We start from the raw sequence: 15,468 nt of genomic DNA, 5'->3' as shown, positions 1-15,468 counted from the left end.
ATGCAAGCCAACGACGCGCAGACCCTGGTGCTGTGTGCACTGGCCGACGGCCAGTTGCACGGCTACGCGATCAACAGCGCGATCGAGCAGTTGACCGGCGAACGTCTCGGCGCGGGCAGTCTTTACGGCGCATTGGCCCGGCTGGAGGCGAAGGGGCTGGTCGAGTCGCTGGAGGAGCAGGGCAGGCAACGCCCTGTGCAGCTGACCGGCTGCGGCCGGGAAGTCCTGGAGCGCGAACTGCGGGCGATGGCCAGGGTCGCCGACGCGGGCCTGCGGCGGCTGGGGGTGAACCCGGCATGAGCTGGGCGGCGCGGCTGGTCCGGCTTTACCCGGCGTCGCTGCGCAGCCGCTGGGGCGCCGGGCTGGAAGACGAGGCCCGCGCCGCCGGCTGGCGGCGGCTGCCGAACCTGGTCGTCGGTGCCCTCGACATGTGGGTGCATCCGGTGGTGTGGCCTGCCGATTCGGCCGCACAGCGGCGCAGCCGGGCTTCCGCACTGGTTTTCGCGACCGGGCTTTGCGGCTGGCTGCTCGGGCACATCGCGGTCGAAGACTCGCTGCTGCCGGAGAACGTGGTGCACTCCTGGGCGGCGAACATCAGCGATGTGCTCGTGCTGGCTGGCCTCGTGCTGGTGGTCCCGTTGCCGCGCCTTTCCGTGCGCGCGATGCTGCGCCTGGTCGCGCAAGCTCTGCGCCGGCTCGCCGTGCCGGTCGTCATCGGCGGCGCGGTGTACGTCGCCGCGAACCTGTCCACCGCGCTTTCGCCCGGCCTGCGCATCACGCTGCTGGCGGGGTGGTGGCTGGCGCTGGTGCTGGGCTCTGTGCAGGTGTGCACCGTCGTCGCGGGCCTCGACCCGGAGGACGTGGTAGCGCCCGAGCCAGGGCGGCTGTGGTGGGGGATCGGCATGGTGGCCGCGGCGCTGGCGGTCGGCGGCGGTGTGGTGCTGTGGTCCACCGTGGTGGACGGCGTAACGGGCCTGCTGCCCGCGGTTCTCGGCGGCGCGCTGCTCGTCCTGACCGTCCTGTGCGGCTGGACGCTGCGCGACCTCTACACCCTTTCCGCCGACTGACGCCGTGCGCCAGGACTTCGCGAGGCAGGCCGTCGTACGCCCGTTCGCGCTCCTCGTGCGCAACCCGAGCGTTCTCGCGGTCGCGGTCGCCGTGCTGGCTTTTTCTTCGCTGGTCCCGGATCAAGGCATCGCCACCGACGTCTTCCGCCGCGGCTGGCTCTTCGACGAGGCTCCCGCGGAAGCATGGTCCCTGATCCGGTCGCCCGCGTTCCTGGTGGCGGCTGTGGGAGGGTTTGCGGGCAAGATCTTGGTCAGTGCGGCCGCTTCGCAGCAGTTGATGCTGGTTTTCCGGGACTGTCGCACGACGTTGCTCGCCACGCTGCGGTCGATCCGCGTGAGCGCCGTCTGCTGGCTTTTCGGTGCGGAACTCGCGCTTTACGGCCTGTGCGCGCTGGCTGGCTTGCTCGGGTACGTGCCCGCCCTGCTGGTGTGGCGCACTACCGGTGCGGACCTGACGATTCCGTTGCTGGCCGTCGCTGTGCTGGCCTTCCCGGCCGCCTACGCCGCGGTCTCCGCCGCGATCGTCGCCGCCCCGCTCCCGGCTTCCGCGCGGGAGCGGGGCTCGGTGGTCGCTTCGATGCGGGAACGCCGGATATTCTTGCCCCTCTACGGATTGTTCGCGGTCCGGGTGATTCTGGAAACGTTGCTGCTGGGCGTGGCACCGCTGGTGTTTCTCGATGTCGTCCACAGCAAGCCGCTTGCGACGCTCGCGGTCGGCGCGGGGGTGTTGGTGCCGTCGTTGTTGCTGCGGGGGAGTTGCTACGCGTTGATGCTGTACGCACTGCGTCCGGTTCCGGTGGTAGAGCGGGTTTTCGGGCCTTACTTCGCCGATTCCGAGCCGGTCGGGGCGAGATAGCCGGGGGCGGAGAAGGCGGTGCGGACCGCGTCGAGCACCGCGTCGAAGGCCGCCGAGGTCGGGTCGATCAGCTCGAAATGCCCAGTGCCCGGCAGGATCATCAGCCGCGCGTCACCGCCTTGGGCCAGTGCGGCGGCGTGGAACCGGACGCTCTGGCTCACCGGCACCCGGTCGTCCTGGTCGCCGTGGACCAGGACGCACCGCGCGGCCGACGGCACGAGCCGGATCGGGTCGGCGAGGCGGTAGCGGGCGGAAAGACCGTCCGGCGGACCGCCGAGGAGGCGGTGCACCGCGCCGTCGTCGAGGTTGCGCCGGTGGCCGTCGACCAGATCGCAGACGCCCGCCAGGGACACCACTCCCTTGACTTCCGTCCGGTTCCCCGGCACGCCCGGTCCGCCGTCGGGCAACTGATCCCGCAATGCCGTCCAGAGCGCGAGATGCCCGCCTGCGGAATGCCCGACCAGCACCGTTGTCTCGCGCCGCGACCCGACGAGCCGGGGAAGCGCATCGACCGCGGCCGCGACATCGGTGAACGTGCCCGGCCAGCCGCCCGCGTGCTGCCCGACACGGTGGTATTCGACCGCGACCGTCGTGTAGCCCTGATCCGCGAGCGCCGCGCAGAACGGCCGGATATGCGAACGGTCGTATTCCGCGGCCCAAAATCCGCCGTGCACCACCACGGCGGTCTTTTCGCCGCCGTGCCACATTTCGAGCACGTGCTCGGATCCGGTGCCGTAATGCTCGATCCGGTCTGCCGGGCGGGCGCGCAGGGACAGCACGTTGGCAAGGCTCATCGGACCGGTCTCCTTGTCCCCGCGGGAATCCAGTTGCGACCTTAGCAATACGCGCGGGGGTCAGACAACAGTTCCGGTTGGTGCGAGCGTAATAGGCGGAAATGTATTTTTTTGTTCCGTAAATAGCGCGTAAAAGCCGCGAAAAAGGCCGTTGGCCGGGTCTTCCCTGGGGGGAGGAAGACCCGGCCAACGGCCGCGCGCCCGACGTCAGTGAGAATTCTTCAGGTGATCGATGATCTCCTGTGCGGTACCGCTCTCACCGAGCATCGGGAAGATCCGCTCGAGGCTGTTCCGGTGCGTTTCGGCGTTCAGGTCGGTCATCGCGTCCACCGCGAGCGTGACGTGGTAGCCGCGTTCGTGCGCCGCGCGGGCTGTGGACTCGACACCGATGCTGGTGGCGATGCCGGCCAGCACGACCTGGGTGACGCCGAGCCGGCGCAGCCGAAGGTCGAGCGACGTCCCGTAGAACGCGCCCCAGTTCGGCTTCGTCACGACGTAATCGCTGGTCTGCCGGTCCAGTTCGGGCACGAACTCGGCGAAGTCGGCTGGCAGCTCGCCGCCGCCGGCGGGAGCGTCGGTGCGGCCAGGGGCCCCGCCGTCGACGTTGACCAGCACCACCGGCAGGTCGTGCCGGTGGAAGGCGGCGAGCAGCTGGTTGCCGCGCTCGACGATCTCCGCGGCCGGGTGGACCGTGGGCAGCGCCACGATGCCCTTCTGCAGGTCGATCACGATCAGTGCGGTGGTGCGGTCCAGCGTGGTGATGGCCACGGGTTCTCTTCTCCTTGTTGTCGTACCACTGAAAAAGGTCAGGAAGTCTTGTCCGGCGCGGGTTTCCGCAGTTCGCGGTCGAACACCACGGTCAGGATGGTCGCCGCGGAGCCGACGGTGAGGATCAACGCCAGCTGGTGCAGCCCGGCATCGGTGGCTTGTTCGCCGAAGGTCAGGCTGATCAGGCTGGCCGACGCGATCGCCCCGAGGTAGGAGAAGGTGCGCAGCAGCCCGGCGGCCGAACCGGTGTGCGAAGCCGGTGCTTGCCGGTACATCGCGGCCTGATTGCTCACCGCGTTGAGCCCGTTCTGCAGCCCGAACACGAGGCTCGTCACGATCAACAGCCACAGCGGCGAATCCGCCCGCAGCAGCAACAGGCACGCGCTGGCCGCGGTCAGCGCGATCGTGCCTGCCAGCAGCGGACCCCACGCCCCGCAGCGGGCGATCAGCGCCGAACCGGCGGCGGCCACCACGAAGCACGGAACCATCAGCAGACCGGTCGTGGAGCTGGCGAAGTGCGCGCTCTGCTCCAGCCACATCGTCCAGCCGTAGAGGAAGCAGTACGTCACCAGCATGGTCACCGCGTACCGGAGATAAGTCGTGGTCAACGCCCGGTTGGTGGCCAGCATCCGCACGTCGAGGAACGGGGTGGGATTCCGCAGTTCCCACCAGACCAGCACGCCCAGCAGCATCGCGGCGCCGCCGAGCAGCCACCAGCGAGGCGCGCTCAGGTCCATCAGGAATACCAGCAGGCCGATCAGCACGACCGCGAACAGCACCATTCCGGCCGGGTCGAAACTGCGCAGCCGCGAAGTGCCGCGTTCGTTCGGTTCGTCGGCGGGCAGCCAGCGCAGAGCGCACAGCACGCTGATCGCCGCCAGCGGAAGGTTGACGACGAAGGTGGCTCGCCAGCCGCCGATCGCGATCAGCAGACCGCCCAGCGGCGGACCGACCGCCATGCTGGTCCAGCCCGCGATCGCCAGCGCGCTCAGCACCCCGCCCGGGGCGGGCGTGCGCAGCCGCTCGGATTGCCGCCGCACCATGGCCATCGCCGCCGGATACGCGGCTGAGGTGCCGATCCCGATGATCACCCGCGCAACCACCAGCAGGGACAGCGTCGGCGCGAGGAACCCGAGCAGGCCGCCGAGTCCGACCAGCGCCGAGCCGATCAGGTAGACCCGGCGCGGTCCGAACAGGTCGGCGAGCCGTCCAGCGGTGGGCTGGCCCACCGCGGTCGCCACGTACAGCGCCGAAACCAGCCACGTGGTGGCGTCGGCTCCGACCCCGAACGCCTGGCCGATGGACACCAGCGCGATCGCGATGATCGACGAGTTGACCGGGTTGAGTACGGAGCCGATCGAGGTCGCGGCAGTGAACCGGCCGCCGAACCCCGCCTGTTCCGGCGCCGGGCCCGCCCAGCGGCCGCGCGGCGGCGAAACCGTGCCCGGCATTCGTGTCACGGATCTCCCTTCGGGTCTGCCCGGGTTTCCGGGATGACTTCGACCCTGGCAGCAAGTACCGTCAGGAAGAAGACCGCAGTGTGCATGGCACCACCGTGCCTGCCAGTGAAAGGGACAGGCATCGTCCGGCAGCCACCGCACCGGCGAGCCCTGGAAGAGGAGAATCCGTGCCCACGAGCACGCCCACCCTGCTCGGCGAATTCCTGCTCGCCCGGCGCGCTCGGCTGCGCCCTGCCGACGTCGGGCTCCCCGAGGGCACCGGACTCCGCCGCACGCAAGGGCTGCGCCGGGAGGAACTCGCCACGCTCGCCGGGCTCAGCGTCCAGTACTACATCCGGCTGGAGCAAGGCCGCGAAACCAATCCGAGCGGCGTCGTCCTCGACGGGATCGCTCATGCGCTGCGGCTCAACCGGGAGGAGCACGCGCACCTCTACGCGCTGGCCAACCACACCGCGCAACGCGTGCTGTCACCGGGAAATCCGTCCGAACGCGAGGTGCGGCCGGGCATTCTCCGGCTCCTCGAGACGGTGCGCCCGTGGCCCGCGCATCTGCTGAGCCGCACCAGCGACATCCTCGCCGCGAATCCGGAAGCGCTCGCGCTGTTCCCGGGATTGACGGACTGGCCTGCCGAACGCCGCAATACGATCCGGTACCTGTTCCGGCATCCGGCCGCGCGGGAGCTCTACGTCGATTGGGAGGAAGCCGCGGTCAGCACCGCCGCGCAGCTGCGCTCGCTGCTCGCCGACGCGCCCGAGGCTCCGGACCTGGCCGCGCTGGTCGAGGAACTTTCCCGGGAAAGCACGGAATTCTGCCGGCTGTGGCAGCGCTACGATGTCCGCAGCCGGCGCAGCGCCCAAGCCCGGCTGCGGCATCCGGACCTCGGCGAGGTCACGTTCGACTACGAGGTGCTGCGGCTGGGCCCCGGCGGCCAGCGGATGACGATCTACCAGGCCGAACCGGGCAGCGCGGACCACGAGGCGCTGCGGAGGCTCGCGGAGATGGCCTCCCGTGCGGGTGCCGGCGGCGGCTGAGACCGCCGGAACCCGCACGGGAGACGCTACGGCTGTCGCGGAGATCGTCCGCTAGACCCCGTCGACCGCGGCGGCGTCGAACGGGGTCACGGGCGTCGGGTTGCCGAACTGGCCGCGGGTCACGACCGTCTGCCCGCCGTAGCGGATCACCGAACTGGGAATCCGAAGGTCGTCGCTGGTGAACGAGACCTCCGGGGAGGCGACACCGGCGTCGCCGCTGAGTCCGGCCCGCACCACCGTGTTGCGGTAGTTCTGGGCGATCCACATCTTGTCGCCGGCGATGGTCAGGCCGTCGCCGTCGACAAACTTCGCGCTGCTCTGCACGACGCTGACCGAACGCGTCGCCAGGCAGATCCGGAACAATTGCCCGGTGGTGGAGTTGACTGTCACCAGATTTCCGCGGTACACGCCGATGCCGTTGAGGTTCAGCTGTTTCGTCGTGCCGTAGTCCGCGGGCGTGCCGCGCAGGGAAAGCCACTGCGGCAGGGGCGCGCCGTTCGCCGCGCCGGCCAGGTCGTCCGGGGCGACCCGGTACACCACCGGCAGATACGAATCGGTGATGTACGCGCTGCCGTCCGGGCCGAAGGCCAGGTCGTTGAGCAGGCCGTCGGTGTGGCCGCTGGTGAATGCCGCGATCCGGGCTCCGGTTTTGGCGTCGTAGACGTCGACGATGCCAGTGGGTCCGCCCAGCACCCACAGTCGGCCGGCGCCGTCGACCTTGACCCCGGTCGCGTTCGCCCTGCCGTCGGCGCCGCCGGGAATGAACACCTGCGCCTGCCCGGAACCGACGGCGCGGCGGTCGACTTCGCCGTTGGTGTAGCTGGAAACGTAGATGTCGCCGGTGGCCGGGTCCGCGGTCAGTGACTCGGGAGCGACATTGCCTGCCGGAAGGGTGAACAGCGGCGTCACCGGACCGGCCGCGTCCGCCGTCCCCGCGGTCAGCGCCAACGCCGCGCAGGCGGCCAGCAACGCGATGCCGCGGCGGCCGGTCCTGCCCGGCGGCCGCGATTCGGTAAAGAACATGGTCGTCCATTCTTTCGTCCATCCGCGCGCGATTTTTCGCGCGCGGAACCCCAGTGCTGAAAAATGCTTCCCCAGGAAAAACAGCCGAAATCGGTTCCGGCGGTCAGACCACGGTCCAGCCGCCGTCGACGACGAGGCTCGTGCCGTAGACGAACCTGGCCTCGTCACTGGCCAGGAACAGCACCGTGTCGGCGATCTCGTCCGGCTGGGCGTGCCGGCCGGCCGGCACGCTCCGGACGGTTTCCAGAATCGGCAGATCGGCCTGCGCCAGCAAGGGTTTGGTCATTTCGGTCTCGACCGCGCCGGGCAGCACCGCATTGGCCCGCACGCCGTGTTTGCCGTATTCGAGGGCGAGTTGCCGGGTGAATCCGATGACGCCGTGCTTCGACGCGGTGTAGGCGACCCCGCCGCCGCCGGCCACGAGGCCGGAGATCGAGGACGTGTTCACCACCGCCCCGCCGCCGTCGACGAGCGCGTCGAGCAGCGCCTGGGTGACGAGGAACATCCCCTTCAGGTTCACGTTCAGGACGCGGTCCCAGGCTTCCTCGGTGGTGTCGCGCAGGGTGGTGTAGTAATCGAAGATCCCCGCGTTGTTGACCAGGACGTCCACCGTGCCGAATTGCGCGATCACCTCGTCGGCGGCCGCCCGCACCGAGGCCGCCGAGGACACGTCGACCGCGAACGCGGCGGCCCGGAAGCCGCGGTCTGCCAACGTTTTCGCCGTCAGACCCGCGCGGTCGGCATTGACGTCCCACGCGGCGACGACGGCGCCTTCGGCGGCGAATCGTTCCGCGGTCGCCCGCCCGATTCCCGATCCCGCCCCGGTGATCACCGCGACTTTTCGGTCGAGGCGGTCTCCCATCGCCTTCTCCTTTCCCGAGCCCGCCGCCGGCGTCACTGGATGGTGAATCCGCCGTCGACCGGCATCGCTACGCCGGTGACGTAGGAGGCACGGTCGCTGCACAGCCACGCGACCGCCTCGGCGGCTTCCTCCGGCTGCGCGGTCCGGGGCAGCGGGGTCAACTGGTGCAGCGTCTCCTCCATGCCAGGGTTCTTCGTGAACCAGTCGGCGACCTGTTCGCTGTGCGTCGCGCCCGGTGCGATGGCGTTCACCCGGATCCGCTCGCGCCCGTATTCCGCGGCAGCCGCCCGGGTCAGGCCGATGACGGCGTGTTTCGCGGCGATGTACGGCGCGGACACGGGCGACGCGACGAGCCCGCCGACGCTGCTGGTGTTGACGATCGCACCTCCGTTCTCGTTCGTCAGCATCGTGGTGATCTCCGGACGGAGGCAGTTGAAGACACCACGCAGGTTGGTGTCGACGAGGTAGTCGTAAACGTCGTCGTCCATCAGGTGCAACGGGTCGCGCCCGATGCCGTGGCCTGCGTTGTTGAAGGCCGCGTCGAGCCGGCCGAACCGCTCGACGGCGAGGTCCACCGCGGCCGCGCATTCTTCGGCGACGCGCACGTCCGCGACCGCGAACTCCGCTTCCGCGCCGCTGTCCCGCAGTTCCTCGGTCAGTGCCTCCAGCCGTTCCTTGCGCCGCGCCACCAGGACGACCTTGGCTCCTTCCCGCGCGAAGACCTTCGCCGCAGCGGCGCCGATGCCGCTGCTCGCGCCAGTGATCAGCGCGACCTTGCCTGCAAGCAGTCCCGGATTGCTCATCGTGTTTCCCTTTCGGTCGGTTCTCCGATTCCGCCGGGTTTCGCTTTCCACGAAATAACCCCGGCGCCCCAGGTCAGGCCCGCGCCGAAAGTGGCGAGGCCGAGGATTCCGCCCGCGGGCGCCAGACGCTGCCCGGCGGCCTGCGCCAGCGCGAGCGGGATCGATGCGGACGACGTGTTCGCGACCCGGTCGACATTCAGAAAGACCTTGTGCTCAGGCACTTCCAGCCGCCGGGCTACCGCCTGCACGATCCGCGCGTTGGCCTGATGCGCGACGAAGAGCGCGAGATCGCCGGCGGACAGCCCGGAGGTTTTCAGCACCAGCCGGGTGTGCCCGGTCATCGCCTCGACGGCGTGCTCGTAAATGTCCCGGCCGCGCATCCGCAGCAGGCCGTCGCTCCGGCTGACGTACAGCAGGTCGATCTTCGTCCCGTCCGAGCCCAGTGCGAAAACCGGCCGCATCGCGCCGGGTGCGCGCGACACCACCACTGCGCCCGCGCCGTCGCCCAGCAGCACGGCCGTGCTCCGGTCGGAGAGGTCGGTGATGCGCGAAAGCGCCTCGGCCCCGCACACCAGGACGTGCTCGGCGCGCCCGGACTCGATGAGCGCGATCCCTTGGTCCAGCGCGTAAAGAAAGCCGGAGCAGCCGGCGCTGACGTCGAACGCGGCCGGATAGTCGAGGCCGAGCCGGGTGGCCACCTCGACCGCGACACCCGGGCTGATCCGGTCCGCGGTGGACGTGGCCACGATGACGTGCCGGATCGCCTGCGGCGCCACCGCCGCGTCGGCCAGCGCGGCGCGGCAGGCCCGCTCCGCGAGGTCCGCGAGGTTCTCGTCGTCCTCCAGCCAGTACCGCTGCCGGATGCCGGTGCGCTGCACGATCCATTCGTCTGACGTGTCCAGGTGCGTGAAGTCGTCGTTGCCGACAACCCGGCGCGGCAGCGCCGATCCGGCACCGGCCAGCGTGACCGTCATCCGAGCCCGGCCTTCTGGTAGATCACCGCGAGCGCCGCGCGGAGATTCTCGGCGTCTTCGAGGTCGCCGGGGCGCACGTCGATGCCGAACTCGGTCTTGACTGACAGGCCCATGTCGGTCACGTTCAGCGAATCCAGCCCCAGCTCGTCGAAGGACACGTCCGGGCCGATCCGCTCCCGGGCCGCGCCCTGCGCCGCCAGCGCGTCGATCACGAAGGTCTCCAGCGCCTCGCGGGTCACCGCAGAGCTGCTCACCACACCACTCTCCTTGGGTTCGTTTTCCGTGCGGACAACCGATTCAGACTGAGAACACGATCTTGCCGAACACGTCTCCCTCCGCCATCGCCTGGAATCCGGCCGCCGCCCGCGACAGCGGCAGCACCCGGTCGACCGCGGGCGCGAGCCGGTGCTCCGCGCAGAACCGCAGAAGCCCGGCCAGGTGTTCGCGGGTGCCGAGCGTGCATCCGGTGATGGTGAGCTGCCGGTAGAACACGTGCGTCAGGTCGATGCGCGGAGTCGCCCCGGTGGTCGCGCCGCACACCACGATGTGGCCGCCGGACCGGACGCTCCGGAGCGAATGCGCCAGCGTCGCTTCGCCGACGGTCTCCATCACCGCGTCGACCCGGCGCGGCAGGCGGGTACCGGGCGGGAAGGACGCGTCCGCGCCGAGCCGCTCGGCCCGCCGCCGCCGTTCTTCGGTACTGCCGGTCACCCAGACCTGCAACCCGCCGGCGGCGGCGAGCGCGACGAGTGCCGTCGACACCCCGCCACCCGCGCCCTGCACCAGCACCGTGTCGCCGGGTTTCAGCGGTACCTGTTCGAAAAGCATCCGGTACGCGGTCAGCCACGATCCCGGCAGGCAGGCGGCTTCCTCGAAGGAAAGCCACGCCGGTTTGGGCAGCAGGTTCTGGACCGGGACGGCGACCCGTTCGGCGAACGTGCCGTCGTATTGCTCGCTCAGCACGGTGCGGTCCGGATCCAGCGTTTCGTCGCCCCGGTACGCCGGGTTCCCGATCACCGAATGCACGAGGACCGGTTCGCCGTTCTCGTCGACACCGGCGGCGTCCGAGCCGAGCACCACCGGCAGCCGCTGGTGCGGCGGCACCACTCCGCGCAACGTCCACAGGTCGTGGCGGTTCAGCGAAGCCGCGCGAACGGTCACCGTCGTCCAGCCTTCGCCGGGGGAGGGGTCCGGCCACTCTCCGGCGCGCAGCTGGCCGAGCGGGTCGGCGGCGTCGGCGCCCGCCGCGGAGATCGCGAACACCGCTAGCCCCGGGCCGTGTAGTGGCGCAGGCACATCGAGCCCCACAGGAACCCGGCGCCGATGCCCGCCATAATCAGCACGTCGCCATGTTCCGCGGGACCGTTCAGCGTCTCGTGCAGGACGGTGAACATGCTCGCCGCGGCGGTGTTCCCGAAGCGCCGGACGGTGGTGGGAGCGCGCTCGGCGGGCACGCCGAGGCTCGCCATCGCCTCGGTGATGATGTTGAGATTGGCTTGGTGCAGCAGGTAATAGCCGACCTCGTCGAGGCCGATCCCGGCCCGCGCCGCGGTTTCGCGGATGCTGCGGGGCAGCCGGTCGGTCGCCATGGTCCAGACCGCTTTGCCGTTCATCTTCAGGTACTGGTCGCGCCGCTGCAGGGTTTCCGGGCTGGTCGGCGTCCTCGAGCCGCCCGCCGGGATCTCGACCTCGTAGGACAGTTCGGAATCGGTGTGCCAGGACAGGATTCCGAAGCCTTCCGCGGTGGGCGAAAGCAGCGCGGCGCCCGCGGCGTCGCCGAGGAACACCCGGGTGCCGCGGTCCTGCGGGTCGGTCGCCCGCGAACCGGCGTCGGCTCCGATCACCAGCACATGCCGGTACGAGGTGTTCTGCAGCAGGTGCGCAGCCACCACCAGCGCGTAGATCCCGCCGGCGCACGCGGCCTGGGTGAGGTCGAGCGGGACCGCGCGGTGCGCGCCCAGGCGTTCCTTGACCATCAGCGCGGTGGAAGGCAGCGGCTGGTCCGGCGTGAACGTGGTGACGATGATCGCGTCCAGTTCGGCCGCGGCGACGCCGCCCCGGCGCAGTGCCTCGCGTGCGGCCGCCACGCTCATGTCCGATGTGGACAGCCCCGTCGCGAGGTACCGCCGTTCCTCGATCCCGGTGCGGGACCGGATCCATGCGTCGGAAGTGTCGAGCGTGCGGGTGAGTTCGGTGTTGGTCACCACCCGCGGCGGCACGCACAGCCCGGTCGATACGACGCCGACCGGCAGGCGCAAGCCCGCCGCCGCGTTGCGCCCGCGGGCGGCCTCGGTGGCCGGATCGCTGACCGGGGACACGATTCCTGACGTCATTTGCCATCTCCGTTGCGGGGCCGGGTGGTGAACTCGGCGAAGCCGGGCGCGTCGAGGCGCAGCTGCGCGTGGATGTCGGCACCGAGACCGTGGTGCCCCACCGCGCCGCCGTAATTCTGCTGGTAGCTCATCCACAGCACGACGAAATTGACCAGCCGGTCCGCGCTGTTCGGCGCGTCTGTGGCCGGGAACGGGTCGGGCAGCACGGCGCGGTAGCGCCCGTTGCCCTCCTCGTCGGCGACGAACACATTCGGCACTCCCAGCGGGCTGGGGTGGGCCGGGCCGTCCGGATCCAGGTCCCGGCGGCGGATCGCCATCACGGTGTACAGGCTCTCCGGGATCAGCCCGGAGAACTCGCCGCGGAACTCCGCCGCCGTGCTGTCCTCGGCCAGCGTGACGGTCAGTGTGCCGCGGGCCTTGACCCACTGCCCGAGCGTGACCGGCGCGGTCACCTTCGGACCGTCTTCCGGCTGCAGATCCGGAATCGGGGCCTGGTGGAACGGATAGCTCGGACGCGTCACCGAGAACGGCTCCGGCTGCTGTTGCGGCGCCATCACCGCGGTGTAGTTGGAGCAGGGCAGCGGCAGCGGCAGCGTGGCGAGCACCATCGCCTCGTCCTCGGTGGAAAGCTTCTCGGGCAGTTCGCGGACGATCCGGTAGGGGAGGGTGCTCCCGAACTGCGGGAGCGGGCTGTCCGCCGCGACGATCGCGCGTCCGGGCACCGCCGCGACGGTGCCGTCCGGCTGCGCGCGGGTGATCGTGCCGATGACGACGAAGTCTCCGTCGGTGTTCATCACCTCGCTCGGCGGGTACAGCGGGCCCTGGGTGGTCATGCTCAGCCGGTAGACCGCGGACCGGGACGGCTCGGTCATCGGGACTGCTCGCCTTCCGCGGGAACCCGCCGGTAGATCCGGGTGTAGAGGCCTTCGTCGGTGACGAAACGGGGATGCGCCTGGCGGGCGATCTCGGCGTACCGCTCCGAGGCGAACGTCGGCAGGTACTCCTCCGGAGGGCAGGAAAACCCGGCGACGAACAGCACGCCCGGCTCGGTGCTCACCAGCGAGTGGTAGGCCAGGAAGGCTTCGATCTTCGGGGACTTGCGGACCTCGGCGAAGATCGTGTCCTCGCGCCAGGCCAGGTATTCCTCGTGCACCGGCGGTTTCACCTCGACGTGCCGCAGTTGCACGTACGGGCTTTCCGGGAGGTCGCCGCCGACCGGCTTCGGCGCGGCGACGAACTCCAGCACCTGGGTGCGGAAGTCCCCGGTCTGCAGCGGTGCGAGCGGCTTGCGCAGTTCACGCAGCCGGGCCAGCGGCACGGCGAGCGCGGACGCGTCGGCCACCGGGGTCAGTTCGAGGATCGCCGGGTGCTCGATGCCCTCGTAGAGGGTGCCGGAACCATTGTCCCGCAACACTTTGACCGCGTCTGCCGCCGACTGCCCGGCCACCGGGATCTCGGTGGCCAGGAGCAACGATGAAGTCATGAAGGTTCCCTTTCCGGGTATCGGGGTTCGAGCCGCGCTCACCAAGAGACCGGCAGCTCGTGCACGCCGTAGATGAGCATTTCGTGCTGATAGCGGACTTCTTCCGGGGCGACGGCCAGCCGCAGGGCGGGGATCCGCCGGTAGAGCGTGCCGTAGACGACCTGCAGCTCCACCCGGGCCAGCGACTGGCCGAGGCACTGGTGCGGCCCGTAACCGAACGCGAGGTGGTGGCGCGCCTTCTGGTGCGGGTCGATTTCGTCCGGCGCGGCGAAGTGCCGGGGATCGCGGTTGGCGGCGGCGTTCGCGACGATCACGCCTTCGCCTGCGCGGATCAGCTGCCCGCCCACCTCGATGTCGGCGACCGCTACCCGCCTTCTGCCGGACTGGGTGATGGTGAGGTACCGCAGCATTTCCTCGGCGGCGTTGGCGAGGAACGCCGGGTCGTCGCTGTCGCGGATCTCGGCCAGCCGCTCCGGATGGGCCAGCAGCGCCGCGGTGCCGAGGCCGATCATGTCCGCGGTGGTCTCGTGGCCGGCGATGAGCAGCAGCATGCTGGTGTCCACGACCTGCACCGAAGTCATCCGCCCGGTCTGGACCTGGTCGCGCACGAGCCGGCTGATCAGGTCGTCGCCCGGCGTCGCTTCCTTGGCGGCCACCAGGTCGCGCAGGAACCCGCGCAGCTCCTCCCTGGCGTTGTTGATGCCTTCCCGGCTCAGCGTCTTGTCCAGCATGGCGGCCGAGCGGTCCTGGAAGAACGCGGAGTCCTCGAACGGGACGCCGAGCAGTTCGCAGATCACCAGCGAGGAAACCGGCAGCGCGAACCGGCTCACCAGGTCGGCGGGCGGGCCCTGGGACAGCAGAGCGTCGATGGCGTCGTCCACGATCTGCTGCACGCGCGGCCGCAGCTGCTCCGCCCGGCGCCGGGTGAACTCGCGCATGAGCACCCGGCGCTGTTCCAGATGTTCGGCGCCGTCCATGTTGATGAAGCTGCGCCAGGTCGAGGCCAGCTGCGCGGGCCCGGTCGTCGGGTAGCCGGGCAGCCGGAAGTTCGAGCTGAACCGCGCGTCGCCGAGCACCGTGCGGCAGTCCTGGTACCGGGTGATCAGCCAGTGCCGGGAGCCGTCCCAGTTGCGCACCTGCTGGACGGGTCGGGTCTCGCGGATCCCGGCAAGCTCGTCCGGTGGGTCGAACGGGCAGCCGGGGCGGCGGGACATCGGGAATTTCGGCGGTCCCGCGCCTTCCGTCGTCGTCATGGTCCTCCTCTTCGCAGCGGGGTCAGCGGGCCGGGTCTGGCGCCGGGGAGTTCTTGAGGGCGTGCCGCAGGGCGCGTTCGGCCCCGCGGTGCTCCTTGCGCTCCAGCGACTGTGCGGACAAGGCGGTGCCGACCGTCCGCACCGCCGCGATGTGCAGCCCTGCTTGCCGGAACTCGGTCCGCACGTCGAAGACCGGCCGGCCGAGGTCGCTGGTCCCGGCGGTCACCGCAGTGCGCAGCCGGGTTTCCAGGGGATAAAGGAAGTTGCGGAAAGCGGTCTCCATCTTGTCGAACAGATGAATTTCGTCTTCCCGCGGGTAATAGCGCTCGCACACCGCGAGATACATCTGCCGCGCGGCCTCCAGCACGATCATTCCCTGGACGTGCACGCCCATATGGTCGAGCTGGAACTCCTGGTCGTTGTGCAACCGCAGCGCTGCCTCGAATTCGTGCTCGCCCACCTGTTCCAGCCCGGCGACCAGAATGTTGTGCCGATTGTGCTTATGGGTTTCCGAACGGTCGCTGAGCGGGCCGTGCCTCAACGGGTGCGTCTCGAATTCACTCAGAATTTCCCGGCGCGCCAGCGCGGCCCGGATCCGGTCCCAGTCGGATTCTGTCACGCCCTGGCCGCCGACGAGCTTCACCGCGCCGGACATACCGCCGCCGTGCACCTTCTCGATCAATTGTGAAACCGTCACAGCTCCGGTATTCGCGGCGAATTTCGCAAAGCGATCGCCGACCACGACGAACGCAGTCATCCCC

At 69.9% G+C, this 15,468-nt stretch carries 18 protein-coding genes; 4 read left to right on the top strand and 14 right to left on the bottom strand.

All coding sequences use genetic code 11. From position 1 onward, the window contains the following. From ACFORO_RS29330 to ACFORO_RS29320, 3 genes are read left to right on the top strand one after another with little or no spacing between them, the layout of a single operon-like run. On the top strand, positions 1–300 hold the full coding sequence (locus tag ACFORO_RS29330) for a PadR family transcriptional regulator (RefSeq protein ID WP_377872234.1): 300 nt from the start codon (positions 1–3) through the stop codon (positions 298–300). Continuing rightward, a complete protein-coding gene (locus tag ACFORO_RS29325; RefSeq protein WP_377872233.1) occupies positions 297–1,067 on the top strand; it encodes a hypothetical protein in 771 nt (256 codons plus the stop codon). Before ACFORO_RS29330 ends, ACFORO_RS29325 begins: the two co-directional genes overlap by 4 nt. A 4-nt stretch (positions 1,068–1,071) precedes the next feature. Beyond that, entirely contained in the window at positions 1,072–1,923 is an 852-nt protein-coding gene (locus ACFORO_RS29320; protein ID WP_377896673.1) for a hypothetical protein, read from the top strand. Here the strand turns inward: ACFORO_RS29320 and ACFORO_RS29315 are convergent. The 3 genes from ACFORO_RS29315 to ACFORO_RS29305 all read right to left on the bottom strand — a co-directional run bounded on the left by ACFORO_RS29315 (position 1,887) and on the right by ACFORO_RS29305 (position 4,936). Beyond that, a complete protein-coding gene (locus ACFORO_RS29315; RefSeq protein WP_377872229.1) occupies positions 1,887–2,717 on the bottom strand; it encodes an alpha/beta hydrolase family protein in 831 nt (276 codons plus the stop codon). The genes ACFORO_RS29320 and ACFORO_RS29315 overlap by 37 nt on opposite strands. A gap of 207 nt (positions 2,718–2,924) precedes the next feature. Then, complete coding sequence (locus tag ACFORO_RS29310; protein ID WP_377872228.1) at positions 2,925–3,485, bottom strand: isochorismatase family protein; 561 nt, start codon at positions 3,483–3,485, stop codon at positions 2,925–2,927. Between the two features lie 38 nt (positions 3,486–3,523). Then, entirely contained in the window at positions 3,524–4,936 is a 1,413-nt protein-coding gene (locus ACFORO_RS29305; protein WP_377872355.1) for an MFS transporter, read from the bottom strand. A 176-nt stretch (positions 4,937–5,112) separates the two neighbouring features. On the opposite strand from ACFORO_RS29305, the gene ACFORO_RS29300 reads away from it, so the two are divergent. Next, the gene (locus ACFORO_RS29300; RefSeq protein ID WP_377872227.1) at positions 5,113–5,976 is read left to right on the top strand and encodes a helix-turn-helix domain-containing protein; all 864 of its coding nucleotides are present in this window, start codon (positions 5,113–5,115) and stop codon (positions 5,974–5,976) included. Positions 5,977–6,027: 51 nt separating this feature from the next. Here ACFORO_RS29300 and ACFORO_RS29295 read toward each other — a convergent pair whose 3' ends face one another. The 11 genes from ACFORO_RS29295 to ACFORO_RS29245 form a co-directional block, all read right to left on the bottom strand. Then, complete coding sequence (locus ACFORO_RS29295) at positions 6,028–6,999, bottom strand: hypothetical protein (protein WP_377872225.1); 972 nt, start codon at positions 6,997–6,999, stop codon at positions 6,028–6,030. A gap of 103 nt (positions 7,000–7,102) precedes the next feature. After that, the gene (locus ACFORO_RS29290; protein WP_377872224.1) at positions 7,103–7,861 is read right to left on the bottom strand and encodes an SDR family NAD(P)-dependent oxidoreductase; all 759 of its coding nucleotides are present in this window, start codon (positions 7,859–7,861) and stop codon (positions 7,103–7,105) included. 32 nt (positions 7,862–7,893) lie between these two features. After that, positions 7,894–8,664 carry an SDR family NAD(P)-dependent oxidoreductase gene (locus tag ACFORO_RS29285; RefSeq protein WP_377872222.1) on the bottom strand — a complete coding sequence of 257 codons (771 nt, stop codon included), beginning with the start codon at positions 8,662–8,664 and terminating at the stop codon, positions 7,894–7,896. Next, the gene (locus ACFORO_RS29280) at positions 8,661–9,638 is read right to left on the bottom strand and encodes a beta-ketoacyl-ACP synthase 3 (RefSeq protein WP_377872221.1); all 978 of its coding nucleotides are present in this window, start codon (positions 9,636–9,638) and stop codon (positions 8,661–8,663) included. The genes ACFORO_RS29285 and ACFORO_RS29280 overlap by 4 nt, the downstream gene beginning before the upstream one ends. Beyond that, positions 9,635–9,892: an acyl carrier protein gene (locus tag ACFORO_RS29275; protein WP_377872220.1), complete on the bottom strand. Its 258-nt coding sequence runs from the start codon at positions 9,890–9,892 to the stop codon at positions 9,635–9,637. The genes ACFORO_RS29280 and ACFORO_RS29275 overlap by 4 nt, the downstream gene beginning before the upstream one ends. Before the next feature lie 43 nt (positions 9,893–9,935). Continuing rightward, a complete protein-coding gene (locus tag ACFORO_RS29270) occupies positions 9,936–10,901 on the bottom strand; it encodes a zinc-binding dehydrogenase (RefSeq protein ID WP_377872219.1) in 966 nt (321 codons plus the stop codon). 2 nt (positions 10,902–10,903) lie between these two features. Next, positions 10,904–11,971 (bottom strand): 3-oxoacyl-ACP synthase III family protein, encoded by a 1,068-nt coding sequence (locus tag ACFORO_RS29265; protein ID WP_377872218.1) that lies wholly within the window; start codon positions 11,969–11,971, stop codon positions 10,904–10,906. Beyond that, the gene (locus tag ACFORO_RS29260) at positions 11,968–12,843 is read right to left on the bottom strand and encodes a hypothetical protein (protein ID WP_377872217.1); all 876 of its coding nucleotides are present in this window, start codon (positions 12,841–12,843) and stop codon (positions 11,968–11,970) included. The genes ACFORO_RS29265 and ACFORO_RS29260 overlap by 4 nt, the downstream gene beginning before the upstream one ends. Continuing rightward, positions 12,840–13,454: a hypothetical protein gene (locus tag ACFORO_RS29255; RefSeq protein WP_377872216.1), complete on the bottom strand. Its 615-nt coding sequence runs from the start codon at positions 13,452–13,454 to the stop codon at positions 12,840–12,842. The genes ACFORO_RS29260 and ACFORO_RS29255 overlap by 4 nt, the downstream gene beginning before the upstream one ends. Before the next feature lie 38 nt (positions 13,455–13,492). Further along, positions 13,493–14,707, bottom strand: a complete 1,215-nt coding sequence (locus ACFORO_RS29250) for a cytochrome P450 (protein WP_377872214.1) — start codon at positions 14,705–14,707, stop codon at positions 13,493–13,495. Positions 14,708–14,729: 22 nt separating this feature from the next. Next, the gene (locus tag ACFORO_RS29245; RefSeq protein WP_377872211.1) at positions 14,730–15,464 is read right to left on the bottom strand and encodes an AfsA-related hotdog domain-containing protein; all 735 of its coding nucleotides are present in this window, start codon (positions 15,462–15,464) and stop codon (positions 14,730–14,732) included. Between the last annotated feature and the right edge of the window lie 4 nt (positions 15,465–15,468).

This window comes from Amycolatopsis halotolerans (assembly GCF_042647905.1).
Lineage (GTDB): Bacteria > Actinomycetota > Actinomycetes > Mycobacteriales > Pseudonocardiaceae > Amycolatopsis > Amycolatopsis halotolerans.
Note: the sequence above shows the minus strand (reverse complement) of the source record. Positions and strands in the feature narration are given on the sequence as shown.

Excerpts from the sequence above, each read along its gene's own strand:
- ACFORO_RS29330 (WP_377872234.1), top strand. The coding sequence starts at position 1 with ATGCAAGCCAACGACGCGCAGACCCTGGTGCTGTGTGCACTGGCCGAC.
- ACFORO_RS29325 (WP_377872233.1), top strand. The coding sequence starts at position 297 with ATGAGCTGGGCGGCGCGGCTGGTCCGGCTTTACCCGGCGTCGCTGCGC.
- ACFORO_RS29315 (WP_377872229.1), bottom strand. The coding sequence starts at position 2,717 with ATGAGCCTTGCCAACGTGCTGTCCCTGCGCGCCCGCCCGGCAGACCGG.
- ACFORO_RS29305 (WP_377872355.1), bottom strand. The coding sequence starts at position 4,936 with ATGCCGGGCACGGTTTCGCCGCCGCGCGGCCGCTGGGCGGGCCCGGCG.
- ACFORO_RS29295 (WP_377872225.1), bottom strand. The coding sequence starts at position 6,999 with ATGTTCTTTACCGAATCGCGGCCGCCGGGCAGGACCGGCCGCCGCGGC.
- ACFORO_RS29290 (WP_377872224.1), bottom strand. The coding sequence starts at position 7,861 with ATGGGAGACCGCCTCGACCGAAAAGTCGCGGTGATCACCGGGGCGGGA.
- ACFORO_RS29285 (WP_377872222.1), bottom strand. The coding sequence starts at position 8,664 with ATGAGCAATCCGGGACTGCTTGCAGGCAAGGTCGCGCTGATCACTGGC.
- ACFORO_RS29280 (WP_377872221.1), bottom strand. The coding sequence starts at position 9,638 with ATGACGGTCACGCTGGCCGGTGCCGGATCGGCGCTGCCGCGCCGGGTT.
- ACFORO_RS29265 (WP_377872218.1), bottom strand. The coding sequence starts at position 11,971 with ATGACGTCAGGAATCGTGTCCCCGGTCAGCGATCCGGCCACCGAGGCC.
- ACFORO_RS29260 (WP_377872217.1), bottom strand. The coding sequence starts at position 12,843 with ATGACCGAGCCGTCCCGGTCCGCGGTCTACCGGCTGAGCATGACCACC.
- ACFORO_RS29255 (WP_377872216.1), bottom strand. The coding sequence starts at position 13,454 with ATGACTTCATCGTTGCTCCTGGCCACCGAGATCCCGGTGGCCGGGCAG.
- ACFORO_RS29250 (WP_377872214.1), bottom strand. The coding sequence starts at position 14,707 with ATGACGACGACGGAAGGCGCGGGACCGCCGAAATTCCCGATGTCCCGC.
- ACFORO_RS29245 (WP_377872211.1), bottom strand. The coding sequence starts at position 15,464 with ATGACTGCGTTCGTCGTGGTCGGCGATCGCTTTGCGAAATTCGCCGCG.